Here is a 20,944-nt window from a genome sequence, read left to right as displayed (position 1 = left end):
GAGATCGATCCCGGCCGACACGAGGAGACATCCACATGGACATCAAGAAGGCTCTCGCCACCGCTTCGCTCGCCATCGCGGCGTTCACGCTCGTCGGCTGCACAGCCGTCGCCGCCACGGATGCGGCGAGTACCGAGTCGTCGACGTCTGCCGCCGACAGCACGACCACCGACAGCACGGCGAGCAGCACCTCTGAGGACGCCGCATCGATGCCCGCCGGCGGTCCTGACGGCGGCGGACCCGGCGGTGAGGCAGGCTCGGGCACCGTCGCGACTTCGACGGCCGATCTCGACGCGCTCATCGACACCGCGCTCGGCGACGCGTCGCTCGGCATCCACCGCGGGCACCAGCCGATCGAGAGCGTCCTCGACGAGGTGCTCGGCATCAGCCACGCCGAGCTGCACGCGCGCATGGACGCCGGCCAGAACCTCGCCGCGGTCGCGACCGACCTCGGCATCGACCCGCAGACCCTCATCGACGCGCTCGTGGCGGACTTCTCCCCGGTCATCGACCAGGCGCTCGAGGACGGCATCATCACGCAGGACCAGGCCGACGACTACCTCGCCCAGCTCGAGGAGGCGTTCACCGAGCGCGTGAACTTCGAGGGCTGAGTCATCCGCCCGCAGGAGATCGCCATGTCCCGCCTCGCTCGAGCCGGCCGACGGGCCGTGGCCGCGTTCATCGCGGTCACGGCCGCGGCCCTGCTCGCCCTCGCCCCGACCGCGGCGTACGCGCACTCCGTCGACAGCACCGCCGTGACGCTCACCGTCGGTGCGGACTCGGTCGACGGCACCATCCAGATCCCGCTCGTCGCCCTCGACGAGGCGCTCGGAACCGCCTACGCGGCCGACCCGTCGACGGTCGCGACCGATGCCGACGACCTGGTCGCCTACGTCGCCGAGCACCTGACCGCCACCGGCGCCGACGGGTCCTCATGGGGCGAGACGTTCGGGGAGGCGACCGTGACCACCATCGAGGACGTCGCCGTACTGTCCGTCGACGTGACCCTCGACCCGGTCGGCGCCGACCCGGGGGACTTCACGTTCGGCTTCGACGGCATCATCGCCGACGGCGTCGGTCACGAGGTCACCGTGGTCGTCACGGATGCCGACGGTTCGATCGGCCTGGCCGGGGTGATCACCGAGGCGGATGGTGCGGTCACGATCGGCGACGTCGCGGATGCCGCGGCGTCGGCCGATCCGGGGATCCTCGACATGGTGGTCAGCGGATACCACCACGTGATGGACGGGGCCGATCACCTGCTCTTCGTGTTCGCCCTGCTCCTTCCGGCGCCGTTGATCGCGCTCGCCGGGCGTTGGCGCAGCCGGGCCGGCGAGGCGCGACCCGTGCGCGACAGCGTATGGTCGGTCGTCAGGGTCGCGACGGCGTTCACGGTCGGCCACTCGATCACGCTGATCGCCGCCGCGATGGGATGGGTCGACGTTCCCAGCCAGCCCGTGGAGATCCTCATCGCGGTCTCGGTGGGCATCGCCGCGATCCATGCGATGCGACCGCTCGTGCGGCGGGGAGAGGTGATCATCGCCGCCGCGTTCGGGCTGATCCACGGGTTGGCGTTCGCCGGCATCCTCGCCGACCTCGGCTTCGACGGGAACGCGTCGTGGCCCGTGCTCCTGGCGTTCAACGTCGGCATCGAGCTGGCGCAGCTCGCCGCGATCACGCTCGTCCTCCCCTCCCTGCTCGTCCTGGCACGGACGCGGTGGTACGCGCCGGTGCGCCTCGCGGCGGCGGGGATCGCGGTCGTCGCCGCGACCGCATGGGTCCTGGATCGGATCGGGCTCATCACCGACCCGTTGTCCGGTGTCGAGGAGGCACTGATCGCAACCTCGTGGACGGTGCCCGTCACGTTCGCCGCGCTCGCGACCGCCGCCGTCGTGCACGGGCGCCTCCTCGAGCGGAGGGCGTCCCGAGCGGTCGCGGGGGGCGAGCGGGAGACGTCCCTCGGATCGCCGCCGACCGAGCTCGTCCGATGACGTTGACCATTGCGCACGGCCCCGAAGGCTACCCTGAGGTCATGCCGCGAATCCTGCTGGTGGAGGACGATCCGGCGATCCGGGCCGCCCTCACCCGCGGCCTGACGGACCAGGGGGCGAGCGTGACCGCGGTCGACACGGCAGTGGGCGCGATGAAGGCGCTCGCGGTCGAGCAGCCGGAGGCGATCATGCTCGACCTCGGGCTGCCCGACCTCGACGGCTCGCACGTGCTCACGATGCTCCGCGCGACGAGCGACGTCCCGGTCGTGATCGCCACCGCGCGCGACGACGACGCCGAGATCGTCCGCCTGCTCGACGCCGGCGCCGACGACTACCTCGTGAAGCCCTTCTCGGCGGCGCAGGCCATGGCACGCATCCGCGCCGTACTGCGCCGCGCCGCGGCCGCATCCGGTTCGACGACGGATGCCGCAGACCGTCGCGTCGTGGTCGGCGACCTCGTCCTCGATCCGCCGGCCCGGACCGCGAGCCTCGCCGGGGTTGATCTCATGCTCAACCGCAAGGAGTTCGACCTGCTGCTCGCGCTCGCCGCCCGCGCCGGACAGGTGGTCAGCAAGCGCGAACTGCTGAGCGAGGTCTGGCAGATGCCCTGGGGCGGCGCGGACCGGACCGTCGACGTGCACCTCTCCTGGCTGCGGAGGAAGCTCGGTGAGACTGCTGCGGAACCGCGGTACCTCCACAGCGTCCGTGGCGTGGGCGTGAAGCTCGTGGACCCCGTCGGCGGCGAGGCGTGAACGCCACCCTGCGCAGCAGGATGGTCGCGCTCGGCGTCGGCTCCGCCGTCGCCGTCCTGGTGCTGCTCTCCATCCCCGTGGGACTCATCGTCGGCCAGGATGCTCGCGAGGACGCCGACCGCAGCGCGCAGTTCGCCGCGGAGTCGGTGGTCGTCGCGATCGATGCCGGAGCGGATGACGCCGAGAGCGTGGCCGACGAGCTCGAGCAGGTCGACGAACGGTTCACGGGTGTCGCGGTGACGGTCGTGCAACCCGACGGCGAGGTCCTCGGGGCCCAGTCGGAGGTCGCGTGCACGGTGGACGCGACCTCGGACCGCGACGCCGGCGCCCCGCCGCGCGACGGCCCGACGGCCGAATACTCACCCGACGGCGGGCCTCCTGCAGTGGAACCCATCGACGGCGGACGTCGTGTCGTCCTGACCACCGAGACCGCGGCCGGCATCTTCACCGTCTGCGCCGACGCGAGTACGTCGGCCTGGCTGAGCGCCGTCGCCGCACGGATGGGGACGCTGGCGGCCGCTGCGCTCGGCGTGCTGGTCGTCGTCGCGATCGTGGCGCTGCTCATCGCCCGCCGGGTCACCCGACACCTCGCGGCCGCCGCCGTCACGGCGGATCGCCTCGCCCACGGCGACCTCGACGCTCGAGTGCCGGACGCCGGCCCTCCGGAGGTCCGCAGGGTCGGCGACGCCCTCAACCGGCTCGCGGAGCGAATCGAGGAGTTGCTGCAGTTCGAGCGTGAGACGGCTGCCGATCTCTCGCACCGACTGCGCACGCCCCTCACCGCAGTCCGGCTCGACGTCGAGGCGCTTCCCGCCTCATCCGGCAAGGCGGAGCTCGAGCTCCACGTCGCCCAGCTCGAACGGACGCTGACCGCGGTGATCCGGGCGGCACGACGTCCGCAACGCGAAGGGGCCATGCCGTCGTGCGACGCAGCGACGGTCGCGCGCGACCGCTTCGCCTACTGGGCACCCCTCATGGAGGACCAGGGCCGCGAGGCATCCATCAGCACGGAGACCGCGGGGGAGGCGCTCGTGAGGTGCTCGTCGGAGGACCTGTCGGCTGCGCTCGACGCACTGCTCGAGAACGCCGTCGCGCACACCGCCGACGGCACCCCCGTCGCAGTCGTCGTCGCCGACCTCCACGACGGGCGCATCGCGGTCGACGTGCGCGACCGCGGGCACGGGGTGTCCAATGACGCCCTCCAGCGCGGACGTAGCGACCGCGGCTCGACCGGGCTCGGCCTGGACATCGCCCGGTCGTGCGCGGAGGCGAGCGGTGGCGAGCTCGACCTGCTCGAGCTCGACGGATGGGCGACCGTCCGACTGGTGCTCGGCCGCTGAGGCGGGTCGCTGCGGTGTCACCCTCAGTGCTCCTCGCGGACCCCGGGGGCGGAGTGGCGGTACCGCTGGTGTCCGCGACCGCTCGGACCGCGGGCCCGAACCGGGGCGCCCGACCCGTGACTCCTCAGCGGCGATCGATCAAGAACGAACTGGAGGCGCCGGCCGCGGGAGCGGTCGGCGCCTCCAGGCAGGGGAGGGGACGAGGTCACATGTCGTGTGGCGGGTTCGCCTGCTCGCCGGGAATCGCCGCCGCGGCGGTCAGGGGAACCGCGGCGTCTTCCTCCTCGCGGGTCATCGCGTCGGCAGAGGCCTGGGCTCGGCGCGCGTCGAGGTCGGCGTTCACCTGCGGGAGGATCTTCAGGTCGAAGTGCAGGTAGAAGAACATGAGGACGATGATGCCGAGGAACACGAAGGCTGGGACGCCGGCGAACAGGCCGACGATCGCGTTGTTCGCCGCATCCGTCTGCACGTCGGTGGTGCCGTCGTAGCCGGACGCACTGAGCAGGAGACCGACGACCAGGCCCGCGATGCCGATGCCGATCCGGCCCATGACGCCCGTGACGGCTCCCATCGTGCTCTCGAGGCGACGCTTGCCCTTCCATTCGTTGAAGGCGCAGACGTCGAGGATCATGACGCCGCCGAGGTACGACAGGGGAAGGGAAGCGAGACCGCCGAGGATGCCTCCGATCATCAGCAGCGGGATGCTGCCGTTGGCGAAGAAGTAGAACCCGGTGCCGATGAGGCCGAGGGTGCAGCCGACGATGATGATCTGCGAGATCCCGAACCGCTTCATGAGCTTGGGGAAGAGCAGGATGAGGGGGAGGATCAGTACACCTGCGCCTGCGACGATGCCCTGGAGGGCGAGATCGCCCACGATGTAGCGGAAGTAGTACGAGATCATGTTCGCGCCATTGATCGCGCTGTTCAGGAAGAACAGGCCCGCGATGAGCCAGATCCACTTCCCGGCGCCGAGCGTGGCGAGGAGGTCGCGGACCTTCACGGGCGGTGCGCCGGTGTCGGCGGTCTGGTACTCCTCTCTGACGAAGAGGAAGCGGGTCATGCCGAGCGCGGCCAGCGGGATCGCGACGGCGCCCATGACGATGGACCAGCGCGCCGGGTCCTTGTCCGCCCAGCTGAGTGCCACGGGAAGCCCGACGGTCATGATGATGCCCATGATCGTCGTGAAGATGCCGGCTCGCGTGTAGACCTTCGCGTAGACGCGACGGTTGGCGAAGGCCCGGGCCATGTACAGCGTGTCGTTCGATCGGAGCAGCGTGTCGAAGAGCACGTTGATCGCAAGGAACATCGCGAAGACCCATACCACGCGCCCGACGTCCCCGAGGCCGGCGGGCGTCGAGAAGAGAAGCCAGGTCGCCAGCCACACGCCGATGACGGCGAACTCGTACGGGCGCGCCTTGCCCCACTTCGTCTCAGGGCTGCGGTCGACGATCCAGGACGCAACGAGGCCGCCGACCACGTTCGCCAGGCTGCTCACGAGGATGATCACACCGACCATGGCGGCAGAGATGCCGAGCGTGTCCGTGGCGTAGATCGAGAGATAGCCGAGCACGATGAAGTTCGCGGCCGCGGACATTCCCGCTCCAGCCCACGCCATCAATTTGCCGGCCGGCAGCCGATCCGGATCCGTGGCCCTCTCGGCTCGGGTCTTCGCCATCATCCAACTCCTTTGTCAGTGCGACCTGCAGGGGTTCCTGCGTGCTGTCTTGGTCCGCAAGCGGGGTGCGTAGACCAAGTAAACCTCGCGGCAACGAAAATAGCAAGCGATTGCCAAATTGGATCAGGTGCAGTTTCTCGCGTCTTGGGCTCCGACGGGCCTGGCGGGACGGCAACCGGTTGGACCTGGCTTCGATAGCGGATTCCCCGTCGCGGTCGCTACTCCGACACCATCGCGAACGCGCGAAGGGCGTCGCGGTCGCCGGACGCCGGATGATCGTGCCGGCTCACGCCGGTGCAGGTACCGCGGTGTCGCGCGCGGCGATCACGTCCCGGAACCACACGGCGCTGTCCTTCGGTATGCGGCGAAGCGAGCCTGTTTCGACTCGGTAGAGACCGAAACGCTTGGCGAAACCGAGACTCCATTCGAAGTTGTCGATCAGCGTCCATACGATGAACGCCCGGACATCCACCCCTGCCTCTATCGCCACCGTCGCGGCTTCAAGGTGCTCGCGGAGGTAGTCGATCCGATCGACGTCACGAACGCGCTCGTCTCCGTCCACCGCATCAGGAAACGCGGCTCCGTTCTCGGTGATCATCAACGGCAACCCATCGGTGCGCAGGTGGAGCGCCAGAAGCAGCTCGGTGAGCCCAGCCGGGTCGATGTTCCAGCCCATCTCGGTGAGGGGTCCCTGTTTCGGGAGGATCTCCACGCCCTCGGCGGCGGGCCACTGCAACCCCGGCGACGTGGTGTCGCCTGGTGACCGCATGCGCACAGAGTTCGTGTAGTAGTAGTTGATCCCGAGCGCGTCGATCGGGCGGCTGATCTCAGCGAGATCTCCGTCATCGACGAATCCCCAGTCGGTGATCGATTGCGTGAGCTCGACCAGGCGCTTGCTCAACCGCCCATCGAACATCGGCGCGAGAAACGCCTCGTTGGCGATCGCTTCGAGCCGATCACGGGCTTCCTCACCAGTCGGGCCGGCGGGTCGGAATGTGTGGAGGTTCAGCGTCGTCGACAGAACCGCATCCGCCCGCACCACATCGCGAAGGGCTCGCACCCCCAGACCATGGGCCAGATTCAGGTGGTGGACCGCGCGGAATGCGTCCGCAGCATTCTGCCGACCCGGTGCGTGCGCGCCCGAGGCGTACCCGAGGTACGCCGAGCCCCACGGCTCGTTGAAGGTCGTCCACGTGTTCACGCGATCGCCGAGCGCCGTACCTATCGTTGCCGCGTACTCGCCGAACGCGACCGCGGTTTCACGTGCCGGCCATCCCCCCGACTCCTCCAGTGGTTGGGGCAGGTCCCAGTGGTACAGCGTTGCCATGGGCTCGATGCCACGTGCGAGCAAGCCATCGACGAGCCGAGAGTAGAAGTCGATCCCAGCCTGATTGACCACTCCGATGCCCCCTGGAACGACGCGTGGCCACGCGATGGAGAAGCGGTACGCCTGCACCCCCAGCTCCTGGATCAGATCCAGGTCCGCTTCGAGTCGATGGTAATGATCGAGCGCGAGATCGGCGTTCGTGCCGTCCTTGATCCGTCCCGGCGTGTGCGAATACACGTCCCAGATCGAACGACCGCGCCCGTCCTCGTCGACTGCGCCTTCGATCTGGTACGCAGCGGTGGCCACTCCGAGCGTGAGCTGGGTCGGGAGTTGCATTGGGCGCCCCTTCCTGGATGCACTCGAGCGTGTGCAACCGGTTGTCCGGCAGCCTAGTCAGCTCGCCCCGTGAACCCTGAAAGCGAGTCCTCTCTCGATTGAATTAGAGACTCTAATTAGATACTCTAATGAAATGGATGTCCATCGAGCTCCCGACGAGACTGCATCTCTTGCCCTCGGATTCGAACTCCGGATCGCGGCATTCCGCTTCTCGCGGAGGCTCCGTGCGGAGCGCGTCGTGGACACGATGAGCGATGCACACTTCGCGATCCTCTCGGCGATCAGCAGCCACGGTCCCCACACGCTCGGCGAACTGGCCCAGAGAGAGCGAGTGACCGCTCCATCGATGAACTACGCGGTGAACGCCCTGGAGCAGGCCGGGTACGTGGTTCGGGCGACGGATGCCGGCGACCGGAGAAGGGTGCGGGTCGCCCTGACCGCGAGAGGAGCGGAAGTCGTGACCGAAACGGTTCGTCGACGTGATGCGTGGATGGACGACGCACTGGCTGAACTGTCGGACTCCGACCGCGAAGTCCTACGCCGCGCGACGGTCATCCTGAACGAGATCGCCGACCGATGATCACGGTCGTCCGCTCGATGGCGTCGCGGCGATTCCGAGTGTGGTTCATCGGGGGAGCGGTGTCGAACATCGGAACCTGGATGCAGGCGACCGCCATGAACTGGGTCGTGCTGACCGTGCTGACGGACCACGACGCGACTGCCATGGGGATGACGATGGCGTTGCAGTTCGCTCCGCCGCTCCTGCTGGTGAGCGTCGCTGGATGGGTCGCTGACGTCTTCGACCGTCGCCGCCTCCTGATGGCCACGCAACTCGCCTCGATGCTTGTTTCGATCCTCATCGGATCGATGCTCCTCGCGGGCGCACTGACGCAGCCGATGATGTACGTGCTGGCGCTCGCGCTCGGGATCGTGATCGCATTCGATGGCCCCGCGCGTCAGGCACTGGTCTCGGACCTGGTGACGAGCGAACATGCTTCGAATGCGATCGCCTTGAACGCGGCGTCCTTCAACGGTGCACGCATGGTCGGGCCTGCAGTTTCCGGCCTACTGATCGTGGCGGTGGGTCCGGGCTGGGTGTTCCTCATCAACGCGGCGAGCTTCCTCGCCATGCTCGCGGCGCTCATTGCGATCGGCCGCGGGCAGGAACGAGAGCCCACCGCTCCGCCCTTGGCCCGATCCGGGTTCTCCGACGGGGTGCGCTATGTGGCTCGGCGTGCCGACCTCGTGGTCATCATCGTCATGGTGGCGCTGATCGGAGCCCTCGGCATGAACTTCGCGATCATGGCTTCGACGATGGCGCTGGAGTTCGATCAGGACGCCGCCGGCTTCGGCCTCTTGACCTCCTTCGTCGCGGTCGGAGCATTCGCCGGGGCGCTCGTCGCCGCACAGAGGGCCCGCGCGCGACTCCACACCATCATCGCGGCGAGTGCCGTGCTCGGGGTGACAGGGCTGGTGTCGGCTTCGATGCCGACATACTGGGGCTACGCGGCGACTCTGGTCGTCTTCGGGGTGGCGCTCGAGACGACGCTCACGACCGCGAACGGCTACGTGCAGACCTCGACGCCCGCGACGCTGCGCGGGCGCGTCCTCGCCATCTACATGGCGATCCTCATCGGCGCCACACCCATCGGCGCGCCCATCGTCGGCTGGGTGGCGTCGGAGTTCGGCGCTCGGGCGGGCGTGACGCTCAGTGCCATAGCCGCCATCACGGCATGCGCAGTCGGATCGGTTTGGCTGATCGCCTCGCACCGGATCAGACGCCATCCGACCAGTTGGTATCGCCTCTCGATCGACGAGTCTCCATCGCCGAGTCAGGTTGAGGTGACCGCGGCAGGCGAACTAACATCGTGACCGGTCACGGGGCGGCGCATCCTGCCGCCGGAAGGGAACGCCGATGATCTCCACGACCTTGCGTATCGAACAGCCCTCCGGCGACGGATTCGTGATGACGCCCGCACCCCCGCTGACGTGGACGACCTCCGCCGAAACAGGTGGCTGGATGCAGGCATCGGCGGAGATCGAATGCGATGGGTCGATTCGCGCGCACGTGAACGGCAGGGCTTCCGTTCTCGTGCCCTGGCCGTTTCCGCCCCTGTCTCCGAGAGAGACGTCGCGCGTGCGTGTACGCGTGTTCGGTGTGGACGGAAGCTCCAGCGACTGGAGCGAACCAGTCGACGTCGTGGGTGGGTTCCTCGAGGAGGGCGATTGGACCGCGCACGCGATCGCGCTCCCCGCGCCAGATGACGTCGCACAACCAGGGCTGGCGCGTACCGAGTTCTCCATCACGAAGGAGATCCGCCGAGCTACGCTGTACGCCACCGCTCTCGGCGCGTACCAAGTCGCGATCAACGGGGTGGACGTGGATGACCAGGTCCTCAAGCCCGGTTGGACATCGTATTCACATCGTCTCGTCCACGAGACCACCGACGTCACCTCTTTGGTCCTTCACGGGTCGAACGCCATCGGTATCCGTTTCGCCGGAGCGTGGGCCACTGAATCGTACGGTCCGCCGAGTCGCCAGCAGCGCGTCTACGCCGACCAGCCACACGTCGCCGCTCAGCTCGTGCTGGAGTTCGCCGATGGTGATGAGTCTCGGGTCATCACGGACTCCACCTGGCGCACAGCGACAGGGGCGGTGCAGGCGAGCGGCATCTACCTCGGCGAGCGGTTCGACGCTCGTCGAGAGCACCCAGGCTTCGCACTCGCGGGGTTCGACGACTCGGATTGGCGACCCGCCGCCGTCGTCGGCGAGGCGCGGGAGCCCGAGGCCCGCCGTTCGCCAGCGGTTCGACGGATCGAGGAGATCGCCGTGTGCGACGTGCTGCAGTCGCCCTCGGGACGCATCGTCGTGGACTTCGGGCAGAATCTCGTCGGGCGGCTGCGCATACGGGTGAAGGGACCACGTGGCACGACCGTGATGCTCCGGCACGCTGAGGTCCTCGAGGACGGAGAACTCGCTGTGCGCCCGCTCCGCAACGCGGCAGCGACCGATACGTACATCCTTCGCGGTGAGAACGAAGAATCTTGGGAACCGGAGTTCACATTCCACGGGTTCCGCTACGCGGAGATCTCCGGTTGGCCGGGGGACTTCGATCCCGACGCCGTCACGGCGATCGTCATACACAGCGACATGGAGCGTACCGGCTGGTTCGGATGCTCGGATCCGCTCATCACCAGGCTGCACGAGAACGCGGTCTGGAGCATGCGGGGCAACTTCCTCTCGCTTCCGACGGACTGCCCCCAGCGCGACGAACGTCTGGGGTGGACTGGAGACATCCAGGTCTTCGCGCCGACCGCCGCGTCCCTCTTCGACGTTCGCGGCTTTCTGGCATCTTGGCTCCGAGATCTCACATTGGAGCAACAGGCTGCCGAGGGGATCGTTCCGTTCGTCGTTCCGAACGTGCTCTCCTCTCCGGTGCCAGCCGCAGCGTGGGGCGATGCCGCCACCGTCGTGCCGTGGGTGCTGTACGAGCGGTACGACGACCGTGCCCTCCTCGCGGATCAATTCGCGAGCGCGAGCGCCTGGCTGGACGTGATCGCTCGACGGGCAGGTCCGGATCATCTCTGGTCGGGCGACTTCCAGTTCGGCGATTGGCTCGACCCGACGGCTCCGCCCGAGAACGCCGGAGAGGGAGCTACGAATCCCGACATCGTCGCGACGGCCTACCTCTTCCGCTCCGCGCAGATCGCCTCACGGATGGCGGCGATCGTCGGCCGCACGACGGATGCCGAGCGGTTCGAGGAACTGGCCGAATCGGTCAAGCGGGCCTTCGTCGACGAGTACGTCACGCCCGCAGGGCGCATGATGTCTGATTCCCAGACCGCGTACGCGCTGGCGCTCCAGTTCGATCTGGCGCCCGAAGATCGACGCCAGATCATGGCTGCCCGTCTCGCGGAGCTCGTTCGAGAGAACGGCTACCGGATCGGCACCGGGTTCGTGGGAACACCGGTCATCCAGGACGCTCTGACGGGCGGCGGCAAGATGCGCGAGGCAGCGCGACTTCTGATGCAGACCGAGAACCCGTCGTGGCTGTACGCCGTGTCCATGGGGGCCACGACGACCTGGGAGCGATGGGATTCACTTCGCCCGGACGGATCCGTCAATCCAGGCGGGATGACCTCGTTCAACCACTATGCGTTCGGAGCGATTGCAGACTGGCTCCATCGCGTCGTGGGCGGGCTCGCGCCGGCCGAGGCGGGGTATCGAGTGATGCGAATCGCGCCGACACCACTACCAGGCATCGATCATGCCTTCGTCGAACACACCACCCCATACGGCCGCGCACGCGTCGACTGGCGACGGGCGGGACAGACGATCATCGTCGTCGCAACCGTCCCGCCGAATACGACCGCCCAGGTGGAGCTCCCCGACGGTCAGCGCGCCACTGTCGGCTCGGGGAAGCATCGATGGAGCGCCGCGGCGCCATCCGAGCCCGAGCGCGAGCCGATCTCGCTGGCGAGTTCGCTGGCCGAGCTGATCGACCAGCCGAGCGCGTATCATGCGCTCCGTGACTCTCTCGACGAGGTGGAGCCGGGCCTCGCGGAGGAGATCTGCGCTCACACACGTTGGCTCCGCGGGCGAACGGTCGCCGAGTTGCTGGGCGAAGGCCGCCGAGCGTCGGCACGCGACGGTCTCGAACGGCGCCTCGACGCCCTACGTGGCGAATCGGTTGCATAGGGTGATCAGGTGAGCGAGGTTCCAACGACGCGCCAGCCCGAGCGGGCGAGTATCCGAGACGTCGCGGTGAAGGCGGGCGTGTCGCGCCAGACCGTGGTTCGGGCGATGAACGACATGCCCGGGATCAGCGCCGACACGAAGGCGCATGTGCTCCGTGTCGCTCGTGAGCTGCGATATCGGCCCAGCCGATTCGGCCGAGGGCTCGCGAAGCAGGACACTCTGACCGTTGGGCTCGTGGTCTCCGACCTCACGAATGCGTACTTCGCCGAGCTCGCCTCCGAGTTCATCGCCGTGGCGGGGGAAGTGGGCTGGACAGTGCTCGTCCAGGAGATCGAACGTGACAAGCAGCATGAGAAGCGGGTGCTCTCGAGCTTTGCCACGCAGGTCGACGCCATCGTGGGCTATCTCCTCATCGACGACGCCGAACTCGATGACCTCGTGGGCGACCTGCCGGTCGTGCGGTTCGCCGATCTCGCCCGTGGCGGTCACCGGCCGATGATCGGGATCGACTACGAACCGGGAATGTCCGCGGCGCTCGACCACCTCACGCACGGAGGACGTCGGCACATCCTCATGGTGGACGTACCGACGGAGGCGGGGCCGTCCCCACGCGCCGAGGTCTTCCGTCGACTTTCCGCTGCCCGGGGGCTCGCAACGACGATCGTGGAGCTTCCCGACGAGCACCTACCGCGAACAGGCGCGGTGATGGCGTTCGTCGCGCAGGCGCTCGAGACGCACCCGGAGACCGATGCCATCGTCGGCTTCAACGACATGATCGCGGTCGGAGCGCTCAAGCAACTGGTGTCCGCCGGCGTCGCCGTGCCGGAGCGGTGTGCGGTGCTCGGAATCGACGGTCTCCTCGTCGGCGAGCTCGTCACGCCGAGTCTGTCGACCCTCGAGTTCGACATGCGGATGGCGGCTCGGATGCTGTTCGAGGCGATGCTCGCCGCGCTGAGCGACCCGCATCCGGCGGGTGGCACGGGGCCCGTCGCGATCGTCACGCACACGCTGACGGTTCGGGAGTCGACCGCCACCGCATAGTTCCGCCGCGTTCCAGGCGCTGGGGAGCCCGCCCGCTCGGCATCGTCTCGCGGTCGCGGATGTCTCATTTTCGTTAAGTACGTGACCGGTCACGATTTTGTTGCTACCATCGGTCTTGGCATTCGGTTGCCAAATGGAGATCCCAATCAGCTGTCGGCGGTTGGGACATACCCATCCGTCAGTCATTCAAAGGTGAGGACAATGCGAACAAACCAACTCTCAGCGCACGCAGGAATGCGGCGACGCGGCAAGCTCGCGGTGGCGACCGGATCGCTCGTCACGGTATCGGCCCTTCTTCTCGCGGGTTGCTCCGCGGCGGACTCGTCGGGTGGCTCGGATGCGTCTGGCGGCACGGTGGAACTGACCATGATGAACCACTCACGCGGTCAGGAAGCGGCTCTCGGGATGCTCGCCGAGCAGTACGAGGAGGAGACCGGCGTCGTCGTCACGGTCGACACCCCAGGGCCGGCCGACTACGTGGCCAAGCTGCAGGCAGCCGCTCAGGCCAACGACATGCCGGACGTCTACACGGCCGTCGGCGCCACTGACATGGCGCCCTTCTACAAGGCCGGATGGGCCCTTCGGCTTGACGACGAGCTGGCGGACGGGTGGTCGGACAACTTCACGCCTGCCGTGCTCGAGCTGACTGCCTTCCCAGAGGGCAACCCGCTCGAGGTTCCCGCCGGCTCGTACGCCGCGTACTGGGAACTGGCGACCTTCGGCCTGCTCGTCCAGCCCGAGACCGCCGGGATCGACGCGGCCAACCCGCCCACGACCATCGATGAGATGATCGACGAGTTCAACGACGGCACGTTCTCCGTCGCCGCGAGCCTCACTCCCTCCCTCCTCCAGTCCTACGCGTCCAACTACATGACGGATGAGGAGATCAACGCGACGTTCACCGGGGATGCGCCCTGGACGACCGACGCGTGGGAGAACACCTTCCAGCTCCTGGTGGACCTGACCGAGGGCGGGGTCATCGCCAACGACGCGCTGCCGGGCGGCTCGGACGACAACCCCACCGTCGAGAAGTCCTTCTTCAACATCCAGGACACCGGCGCGATCTTCGACGGCTCCTGGGCCGTCGCCGTCGCCAAGACCACGGCGCCTGATTTCACGGACTACGTCTCGATGGTGCTTCCCGCCGCCTCGGACGGGGACTACGAGCCGCGATCGCCCGGCGTGACCGGACGAGGCGCCGCCGTCAACGCCAAGGGCGACCACGTCGACGAGGCACTCGCCTTCGTGAAGTGGCTGACTGAGCCCGAGCAGCAGAAGGTGTTCGTCGATGAAGCGGGCATGATCCCGACGAACCCGGAGCTTCTCGACAGCCTCGCCGTCCCGGACCAGATCGCCGGCATGGCGTCCGCGATCGGCGACATCCAGATCGTGCCGGTTCAGCTGACGGCTGACGTCAACGACGCGATCATCCGCGGCTCGCAGAGCATCGTTCTGGGAGAGAAGACGGTCGAGCAGGTCCTCGAAGAGGTCCAGACGGCCCAGGACCAGTCAAGCTGATCGACATGACCACCCCGACCGCAGTGGCCGCTGCGCGGCGCCAGGACCTGGCGCCGCGCAAGCGGTGGCCCTATCGCAAGCACGCGGTGGGCTTGCTCTTCCTCCTCCCCGCCACGGCGCTGATCTGCCTCTTCACGCTCGTGCCGTTCGCGCAGGCCATCCTGCTGAGCTTCCAGGAATGGGATGGCATCAGCCCGGACACGCCGTGGGTCGGGCTGGAGAACTACGAACGAGTGTTCGGCGACCAGGTGTTCTGGGAGTCGATGAAGAACGTGCTCGCATTCGCTGTCATCGGCTTCTTCATCGGCAACGCGATCTCGCTCGGCATGGCGATGGCCGTCCACAAGGCCCGGCGCGCACGGTCGTTCTTCCGCACGGCCTACTACATCCCTGGCGTGTTCTCCGTGGTGGTCATCGGTCTGATGTGGGGTTGGTTGTACGAGCCGAGCGTCGGCATCATCAACCGGCTGCTGGTTTCGATCGGGCTCGAAGGTCTCCAGCAGAACTGGCTGGGGGACCCGGCTCTCGCTCTGGGATCCGTCGCCGTGACGTTCGTCTGGTATCACTGGGGCTTCGGCTTCATCCTGTTCCTGGCTGGGCTGCAGGACATCCCCGCTGAACAGTACGAGGCAGCGAGCCTCGACGGCGCCCGGGCATGGGCGAAGTTCCGTTACGTGACGTGGCCCCATCTCGTCCCCGTGACGACGATCGTCGGTCTGCTCAGCCTCCTCGGGGCCCTGCAGATCTTCGGAACCGTCCAGGTGCTCACGAACGGCGGGCCGGGCTACCACACGATGGTGCCCACGCTCGTCATCTACACAGAGGCCTTCACGAGCCACCGCTACGGCGTCGCGGCTGCGATGTCCGTCATCTTCGGCGGTGCTCTCGTCCTGCTGGCGCTGATCCAGCTCGGCCTGACACAGAGGCGGTCGCGCTCATGACCCGCCGCAACAAAGGAGGGTCGACGTGGTGATCTCGACCGAATCGACGTCCACTCGCGCGGTAGTCACGGGAGTGCCGCGTCCCCCTCGGACCGAGCAGGCCGGCCGCCGGCGGCGGAAGTGGGGCGCCGAGCAGGTGCTGCTCTACGCGCTGCTCATCTTCGCCGCGTTGACCGCTCTGTTCCCGATCTTCTTCCTGCTCACGGGCTCTCTCATGTCCCTGCAGGAGCTGTATCGCGGCGCCAGTCTGCTGCCGACCGAACTGCTCTGGGGCAACTACGCGACGGCATGGGTCGAGGGGAACCTCGCCGTCTACCTGACGAACAGCCTCATCTACACCCTCACCTCAGTACTCGGCATCCTGATCGTGTCGAGTCTGGCTGGGTACGCGCTCGCGCGGCTCGAGTTCTGGGGCAAGAACGTGTTCATGTTCGTGATCCTGGCGGTGCTGATCATTCCGGCACCTGCGATGTTCATCGCGCAGTACAAGCTGCTCATCGGATTCGGGCTCACCAACAGTCCAGTGGGCTACGTGCTCGTCATGATCACGGCCGGCATCCCCGTCGCGACGCTGATCATGCGCAGCTTCTTCGTCAATCAGCCGAAGGATCTGGAGGAGGCCGCCGCCCTCGATGGTGCGTCCTCGTTCACGATCTTCGCCCGAGTGATCCTGCCGCTCGCGCGTCCGGGCCTCGCTGCGGTCGCGGTCATCCAAGGTCTCGGCGTGTGGAACGAGTACCTCATGGCCCTCGTGCTGTTCCGCGACGACAACCTGATGCCGGTCCAGCGCGGTCTCACGAGCTTCGTGAACTCCGAGACGCCGCAGGAGCAGATCCTGCTCGCTGCCACGGCCATCTCCGTGGTCCCCGTGATCATCCTGTACCTCCTGGCCCAGAAGCAGATCGTTCAGGGCCTGGGGGCGGGTGCCCTCAAGTAGGACTACCCGCCACGGCGGGACGAGGAGCGCCGCCCCGGGCGCCGGCCTCGTCCCGTCGATGGGCGGCGCTGGAGCTTGCGCGTCTACCGGACCCGGGAGTCCGAGGCGAAGGCCGCCATGCGTGAAAGCGTGCGTTCGGCGGCCGGATCGCCGATGGCATTCCATCTCTCCGTGACCGCGCCCGACGACGACGTCCTGGGTGTGCCACGACAGGCGCCGTGGTGGCGTGGCGGGCGCGCCCGACTGGCGTGGGCCGGGCGGGGCGGGATCGTCGCTGGACGGAATCGGCGACCACCTGGTCGTGCATGTCAGATGGAACGACGCGCAGGCCTCCTGTCTGGGCGGGTGCCGTCTGCCTAGCGAAGCGGAGCGGGAGTACGCCTCCCGTGACGGAAGCCAGGGCGAGAAGTACCCGTGACGTGATGTCGGAGTCGACGCCGATGGATGGCACGCCAACACTTCCCAAGGCAATTCCCGGTCCACGACACAGTTGAAGACGGGTGGCACATCAGGCGACGCCGCGCCGCGGCTAGGAAGCGCGGGAGTCCGACACGAACGCGGCCATGCGCGCGAGCGTCCGTTCGCCGGCCGGATCACCGACCGTGTTGAGGAAGCCGTGGATCGCATCGCGCTCGCGCACGACGGACACGTCGACCCCGGCAAGGGCGAGGTCCGACGCGAAGGCCTCCCCGGATGACCGCAGGCGGTCGCGTTCCGCATTGACGATGAGCGTCGGCGGCATTCCCCGCATGTCGTGTCCGCCGGGGAAGGCGTACACCTCGTCGGGCGATGCGCCGGCGAGGTACGTCTCGGTGATCGACGCGACATGGTCGGGGCTGAAGTCCCGGCCGGGGCTGAGGTCCACGAGGAATGCCCGGAGTTCTGGATCAGGTTCAGGCAGGCTCGCGTGCAGGGTGGGGTAGACGAGGATCAGCCCGCGCGGACCGGGCCCGCCGGCGTCGCGCAGCCGCACTGCCGCACCCGCCGAGAGGTTGCCCCCCGCGCTCGCGCCGCCCAGGCAAACACGGTCGGGGTCCGCTCCCCACTCCGGCGCCATGCGCCGTGTCCATTCGAACGCCTCGACGGTCTGCAGGGACGCCGTCGGGTACGGCGACCGCGGGCGTCGCGAGGCGATCGCGGCTGCCCGCATCTCCTCGGTCGCGCCCGGCCCGCCGTCCTCTGGCAGAGGCGGTCCGGCCAGTGCATGCCGTGGGCCGAGCGTGTACTCGACCGACACTACAGTGATCCCCAGCGCGCTGAGGCGCGCGCCGACCTGATCGGCCTCCGGCATGGAGACCGTGCCGCCCATGAAGGCGCCGCCGTGAAGCCAGACCAGGGCCGCGCCGGTGGGCGCGTCCGCCGGATACGTCCGAACGGAGAAGTCGAATCCGTTCGCGCGAAGCGCGTGGTCCTGCGTGGCCATCGGGATCTAGCTCTCCTCGGTTGTCGCCGACTCGAGCATGAGCTGCCACCGCCACCGGTATCGGGTCTGGGTGAGTCGGTGGGCGATGCCGGTGTCAGGTCCCAGCCGACCTGTGCCCATCCCACGGTGGGCGACGTCGACGTGGACAACCGTCCCATCGCGGGCCGGGAGCTCCCACCAGTGGTCGACCGACTCCAGGTCGGCGACGGAGTGACGTGAGACATTCACGTGCACCGGACGATCGCAGGTCACGATCGCACGGCCCGCCTCGCCGCTGAGCTCCAACCGGGTCACGCCGCTGCGGGTGCCGTTCTCCTGGGGTCTGAGGTAGGGCACGGCCAGGTCGTCGATCGGGAGATCCCAGCGCCCGAGCATGGCCGCAGTGCGGCGGTCGGTGTAGTTCTCCCACGGGCCGTATCCGATCCATGCGGCGCGATCGAAGCCTGCGACGAGCTCGAAGACCATTCCGATACGCAGGTGGTCGTGGGAGGCCTCGGGAAGCACGACCTCCTCGTCGAACAGGTAGCTGCCGTTCGGGGCGAGGGACAGGATCCGTGTGTGCTCGACGGTATCGCCGAACGCGGCGCGATACAGGGTTCGGATCGTCCGGCTCGTGGGCCCCGACTGCACGTCGGTCTCGACGGCGTCGAGTCGGAAGAAGCCCGAACGGACGAACCGCTGGTCCAGGGCCGCAGACATGTCGTTGTCGGTGAGGGCACGCCACAGCTCGAGTCGGGGCGCTCCGGCGAGCAGCGCGTCCGAGATCGATCCGTCGTCGCAGCCGCCCGGTGCTGTTGCCTGCGGCAGCCGGCCATGGGCGGTAGGGAGTTCGACCTGCTCGAATGAGAGCTCAGTGCCGGCGGGCGCCCAGAGGGTGTCCGTCGCGGTGCGGACCACTGCCGTGACGGCGAGAGCAGTGTCGGCTCGGAGCTCGTCGAGGATCGGGTCGGGGAGCGTCACGGCGATTTCGCGACCGGGAGATACAGACGGCGAAACGAGCAGGGCTTCAGGACCGGGACCGTCTCTGTGCTCGACCCGAACGTGGATCGTGAGGGCGTCGAAGTCGGCGAAGGTCTGGCGATTGCGCAGGCGGACGCGCCCCGCGTGCAGTTCCTCGGGTGTCGCGGCGATGCGTACGGGCGAGAACACGCCGCGGACCTCGAGCATCGCCGGCTTGGGGGTCGCGTCCGCGAAGGCGATCCCGTTCAGGAGGGTCACACCGTTGTTCGGCTCGTCTCCGAAGTCGCCGCCGAACCGGCCCCGTCCGCTGCGGTCGGGGTCGAGGGCGTGGTCAAGATACTCCCAGATGAAGCCGCCCTGAAGGCCGGGGAGCGACTCGAAGAGCTCCCAGTACTGCGCGAATCCGCCCGTGGAGTTCCCCTGGGAGTATGCGTATTCGCAGGTGATGAGCGGACGATCCGCGCGCGGGTCGGAGGCGTATGCACGCAGGCTGGCGAAGGACGGGTACATCGGGCAGACGATGTCGCTCGCGGCGTGTCCGGAGTACCAGGCCGATGCGACCGCACCCTCGTACTGCACCGGCCGCGTCGGATCCACTCGACGGACCCATGCCGCAGCCGCGTCGTGAGGAGGGCCGTATCCCGACTCGTTGCCGAGGGACCACGTGATCACGCATGGATGATTGCGGTCCCGGATCACCATTCGCGACACTCGTTCGACGATCTCGGGCAGATACAGCGGATCGTCGATCAGCGCTGAGGCGAACGCGTGTGACTCGACATCCGCCTCGTCCACGACGTAGAAGCCGAGTTCGTCGCAGAGATCGAGGAACTGCGGATCGTTCGGGTAGTGGGAGGTGCGGATGGCGTTGACGTTGCAGCGTTTGAGCAGCGAGAGTTCCGCCAGCATCCTGTCCCGTGTGATGACGCGCCCGCGGTGCGGATCCGTGTCGTGGCGGTTGACGCCCTGGATCAGGATGCGTCGTCCATTCACGAGCAGGTCCTTGGCGACGATGCGCACCCGACGGAAGCCGACACGATACTCGGCGCGGTCCACCACCGCGTCATCCTCGTCGAGGAGCTCGACCACGACCGTCTCGAGATGGGGAGTCTCTGCCGACCATGGCGCGACGTCGAGTTCGGTGAGCTCCAGTTCGGCGTCGCCGGGCGGGGCGGCGTCCGGCGCCAGCCACCACATCGCATCGGGATTGGCGCGCCATTCCGGCGGCAGCGGGGCGTCAGCGGCTGCCATGCTGAGGGCGTCCATGTAGTCGTCCGGCAGGCGCTGCGGCGGCCGCACGCTGCGATCGCGCGAGGGCTTGGGCATCGTCGGGGATGCGAATCGGGGCGACACCTGCGCCACGTACTCAGTGCCGAGCACGCGCACCCGGATCCGGTGGCTTGCTTCGTAGCTGCCCCGCAGCCCGGACGTCTGCGCGACCAGACGAAGACTTCCGAGGCCGGTGTCAGCGTCGAAGTCCGCGTCGACCCGGACGTCTTGCAGGCGGACCTCGGGCACGGTGTACAGCGACACCGACCGGGAGATTCCGGCATGCCACCACTGGTCCTGGTCTTCGATGTACGTCGCGGCGGACCATTTCGAGACTGCCAGCTCGATCGTGTTGGGGCCGGCGGTCACGAAGTCGGTGATGTCGAACTCTGCCGCCAGATGCGAGTCGCCGCTCGTTCCCACCGGCTGGTCGTTGACGGCGACGCGGAGGTAGCCTTCGGCGGCGCCGACATGGAGGATCAGCCGCCGGTCCGCGGGATCGTCGATGTACACCTCGCGCCGGTAGACGCCCATCGGGTTGCGGGACGGGATGTCGGGGAACGCCTCGGGGAACGGCATGGGCACATTCGTGTAGTGGGGAATGTCGCCGCCTGCAGACCGCATCGTCCAGAGTTCCGGCAGATCGACGGTCTCCCACGGGGTGCCGCCCCGTGCGGTGTCGGACTCGCGCAGCTGGAAGAGCCACGGTCCATCGAGCGCCATCTCGGGTTCACG

General features: G+C 67.9%; 16 protein-coding genes. 12 read left to right on the top strand and 4 right to left on the bottom strand.

Annotated elements, in window-relative coordinates; translation table 11 throughout:
• Positions 1-35 precede the first annotated feature (35 nt).
• From GJR97_RS16150 to GJR97_RS18860, 4 genes are read left to right on the top strand one after another with little or no spacing between them, the layout of a single operon-like run.
• On the top strand, positions 36-611 hold the full coding sequence (locus GJR97_RS16150) for a hypothetical protein (RefSeq protein WP_154347806.1): 576 nt from the start codon (positions 36-38) through the stop codon (positions 609-611).
• Positions 612-635: 24 nt separating this feature from the next.
• The gene (locus GJR97_RS16145) at positions 636-1,991 is read left to right on the top strand and encodes a HupE/UreJ family protein (RefSeq protein WP_154347805.1); all 1,356 of its coding nucleotides are present in this window, start codon (positions 636-638) and stop codon (positions 1,989-1,991) included.
• A gap of 41 nt (positions 1,992-2,032) precedes the next feature.
• A complete protein-coding gene (locus GJR97_RS16140) occupies positions 2,033-2,743 on the top strand; it encodes a response regulator transcription factor (protein WP_154347804.1) in 711 nt (236 codons plus the stop codon).
• Positions 2,740-4,083, top strand: a complete 1,344-nt coding sequence (locus GJR97_RS18860) for a HAMP domain-containing sensor histidine kinase (RefSeq protein WP_154347803.1) — start codon at positions 2,740-2,742, stop codon at positions 4,081-4,083. The genes GJR97_RS16140 and GJR97_RS18860 overlap by 4 nt, the downstream gene beginning before the upstream one ends.
• A gap of 205 nt (positions 4,084-4,288) precedes the next feature.
• Here the strand turns inward: GJR97_RS18860 and GJR97_RS16130 are convergent, their stop codons facing one another.
• Positions 4,289-5,698, bottom strand: a complete 1,410-nt coding sequence (locus tag GJR97_RS16130; RefSeq protein WP_324613671.1) for an MFS transporter — start codon at positions 5,696-5,698, stop codon at positions 4,289-4,291.
• Between the two features lie 346 nt (positions 5,699-6,044).
• Entirely contained in the window at positions 6,045-7,421 is a 1,377-nt protein-coding gene (locus GJR97_RS16125; RefSeq protein ID WP_154347801.1) for a GH1 family beta-glucosidase, read from the bottom strand.
• 133 nt (positions 7,422-7,554) lie between these two features.
• Here GJR97_RS16125 and GJR97_RS16120 point away from each other — a divergent pair, with 133 nt between their 5' ends.
• From GJR97_RS16120 to GJR97_RS18855, 8 genes are all read left to right on the top strand, one after another.
• The gene (locus tag GJR97_RS16120) at positions 7,555-8,001 is read left to right on the top strand and encodes a MarR family winged helix-turn-helix transcriptional regulator (RefSeq protein ID WP_154347800.1); all 447 of its coding nucleotides are present in this window, start codon (positions 7,555-7,557) and stop codon (positions 7,999-8,001) included.
• A complete protein-coding gene (locus tag GJR97_RS16115) occupies positions 7,998-9,293 on the top strand; it encodes an MFS transporter (protein ID WP_154347799.1) in 1,296 nt (431 codons plus the stop codon). Before GJR97_RS16120 ends, GJR97_RS16115 begins: the two co-directional genes overlap by 4 nt.
• A 43-nt stretch (positions 9,294-9,336) precedes the next feature.
• Complete coding sequence (locus tag GJR97_RS16110) at positions 9,337-12,120, top strand: alpha-L-rhamnosidase (RefSeq protein ID WP_154347798.1); 2,784 nt, start codon at positions 9,337-9,339, stop codon at positions 12,118-12,120.
• A gap of 9 nt (positions 12,121-12,129) precedes the next feature.
• Complete coding sequence (locus GJR97_RS16105) at positions 12,130-13,161, top strand: LacI family DNA-binding transcriptional regulator (RefSeq protein ID WP_154347797.1); 1,032 nt, start codon at positions 12,130-12,132, stop codon at positions 13,159-13,161.
• An 81-nt stretch (positions 13,162-13,242) separates the two neighbouring features.
• Positions 13,243-14,679, top strand: a complete 1,437-nt coding sequence (locus tag GJR97_RS16100; RefSeq protein WP_154347796.1) for an ABC transporter substrate-binding protein — start codon at positions 13,243-13,245, stop codon at positions 14,677-14,679.
• Between the two features lie 5 nt (positions 14,680-14,684).
• On the top strand, positions 14,685-15,620 hold the full coding sequence (locus GJR97_RS16095) for a carbohydrate ABC transporter permease (RefSeq protein ID WP_154347795.1): 936 nt from the start codon (positions 14,685-14,687) through the stop codon (positions 15,618-15,620).
• Positions 15,621-15,645: 25 nt separating this feature from the next.
• Positions 15,646-16,557 (top strand): carbohydrate ABC transporter permease, encoded by a 912-nt coding sequence (locus GJR97_RS18400; protein WP_154347794.1) that lies wholly within the window; start codon positions 15,646-15,648, stop codon positions 16,555-16,557.
• A 199-nt stretch (positions 16,558-16,756) separates the two neighbouring features.
• The gene (locus tag GJR97_RS18855) at positions 16,757-16,975 is read left to right on the top strand and encodes an SUMF1/EgtB/PvdO family nonheme iron enzyme (RefSeq protein WP_324613605.1); all 219 of its coding nucleotides are present in this window, start codon (positions 16,757-16,759) and stop codon (positions 16,973-16,975) included.
• Positions 16,976-17,086: 111 nt separating this feature from the next.
• Here the strand turns inward: GJR97_RS18855 and GJR97_RS16080 are convergent, their stop codons facing one another.
• Positions 17,087-17,980, bottom strand: coding sequence for an alpha/beta hydrolase (locus tag GJR97_RS16080; protein WP_154347793.1), 894 nt, complete (start codon positions 17,978-17,980; stop codon positions 17,087-17,089).
• A gap of 6 nt (positions 17,981-17,986) precedes the next feature.
• Positions 17,987-20,932, bottom strand: a complete 2,946-nt coding sequence (locus GJR97_RS16075; protein ID WP_229276351.1) for a glycoside hydrolase family 2 TIM barrel-domain containing protein — start codon at positions 20,930-20,932, stop codon at positions 17,987-17,989.
• Positions 20,933-20,944: the final 12 nt, after the last annotated feature.

The organism is Agromyces kandeliae (assembly GCF_009674665.1).
Lineage (GTDB): Bacteria > Actinomycetota > Actinomycetes > Actinomycetales > Microbacteriaceae > Agromyces > Agromyces kandeliae.
Note: the sequence above shows the minus strand (reverse complement) of the source record. Positions and strands in the feature narration are given on the sequence as shown.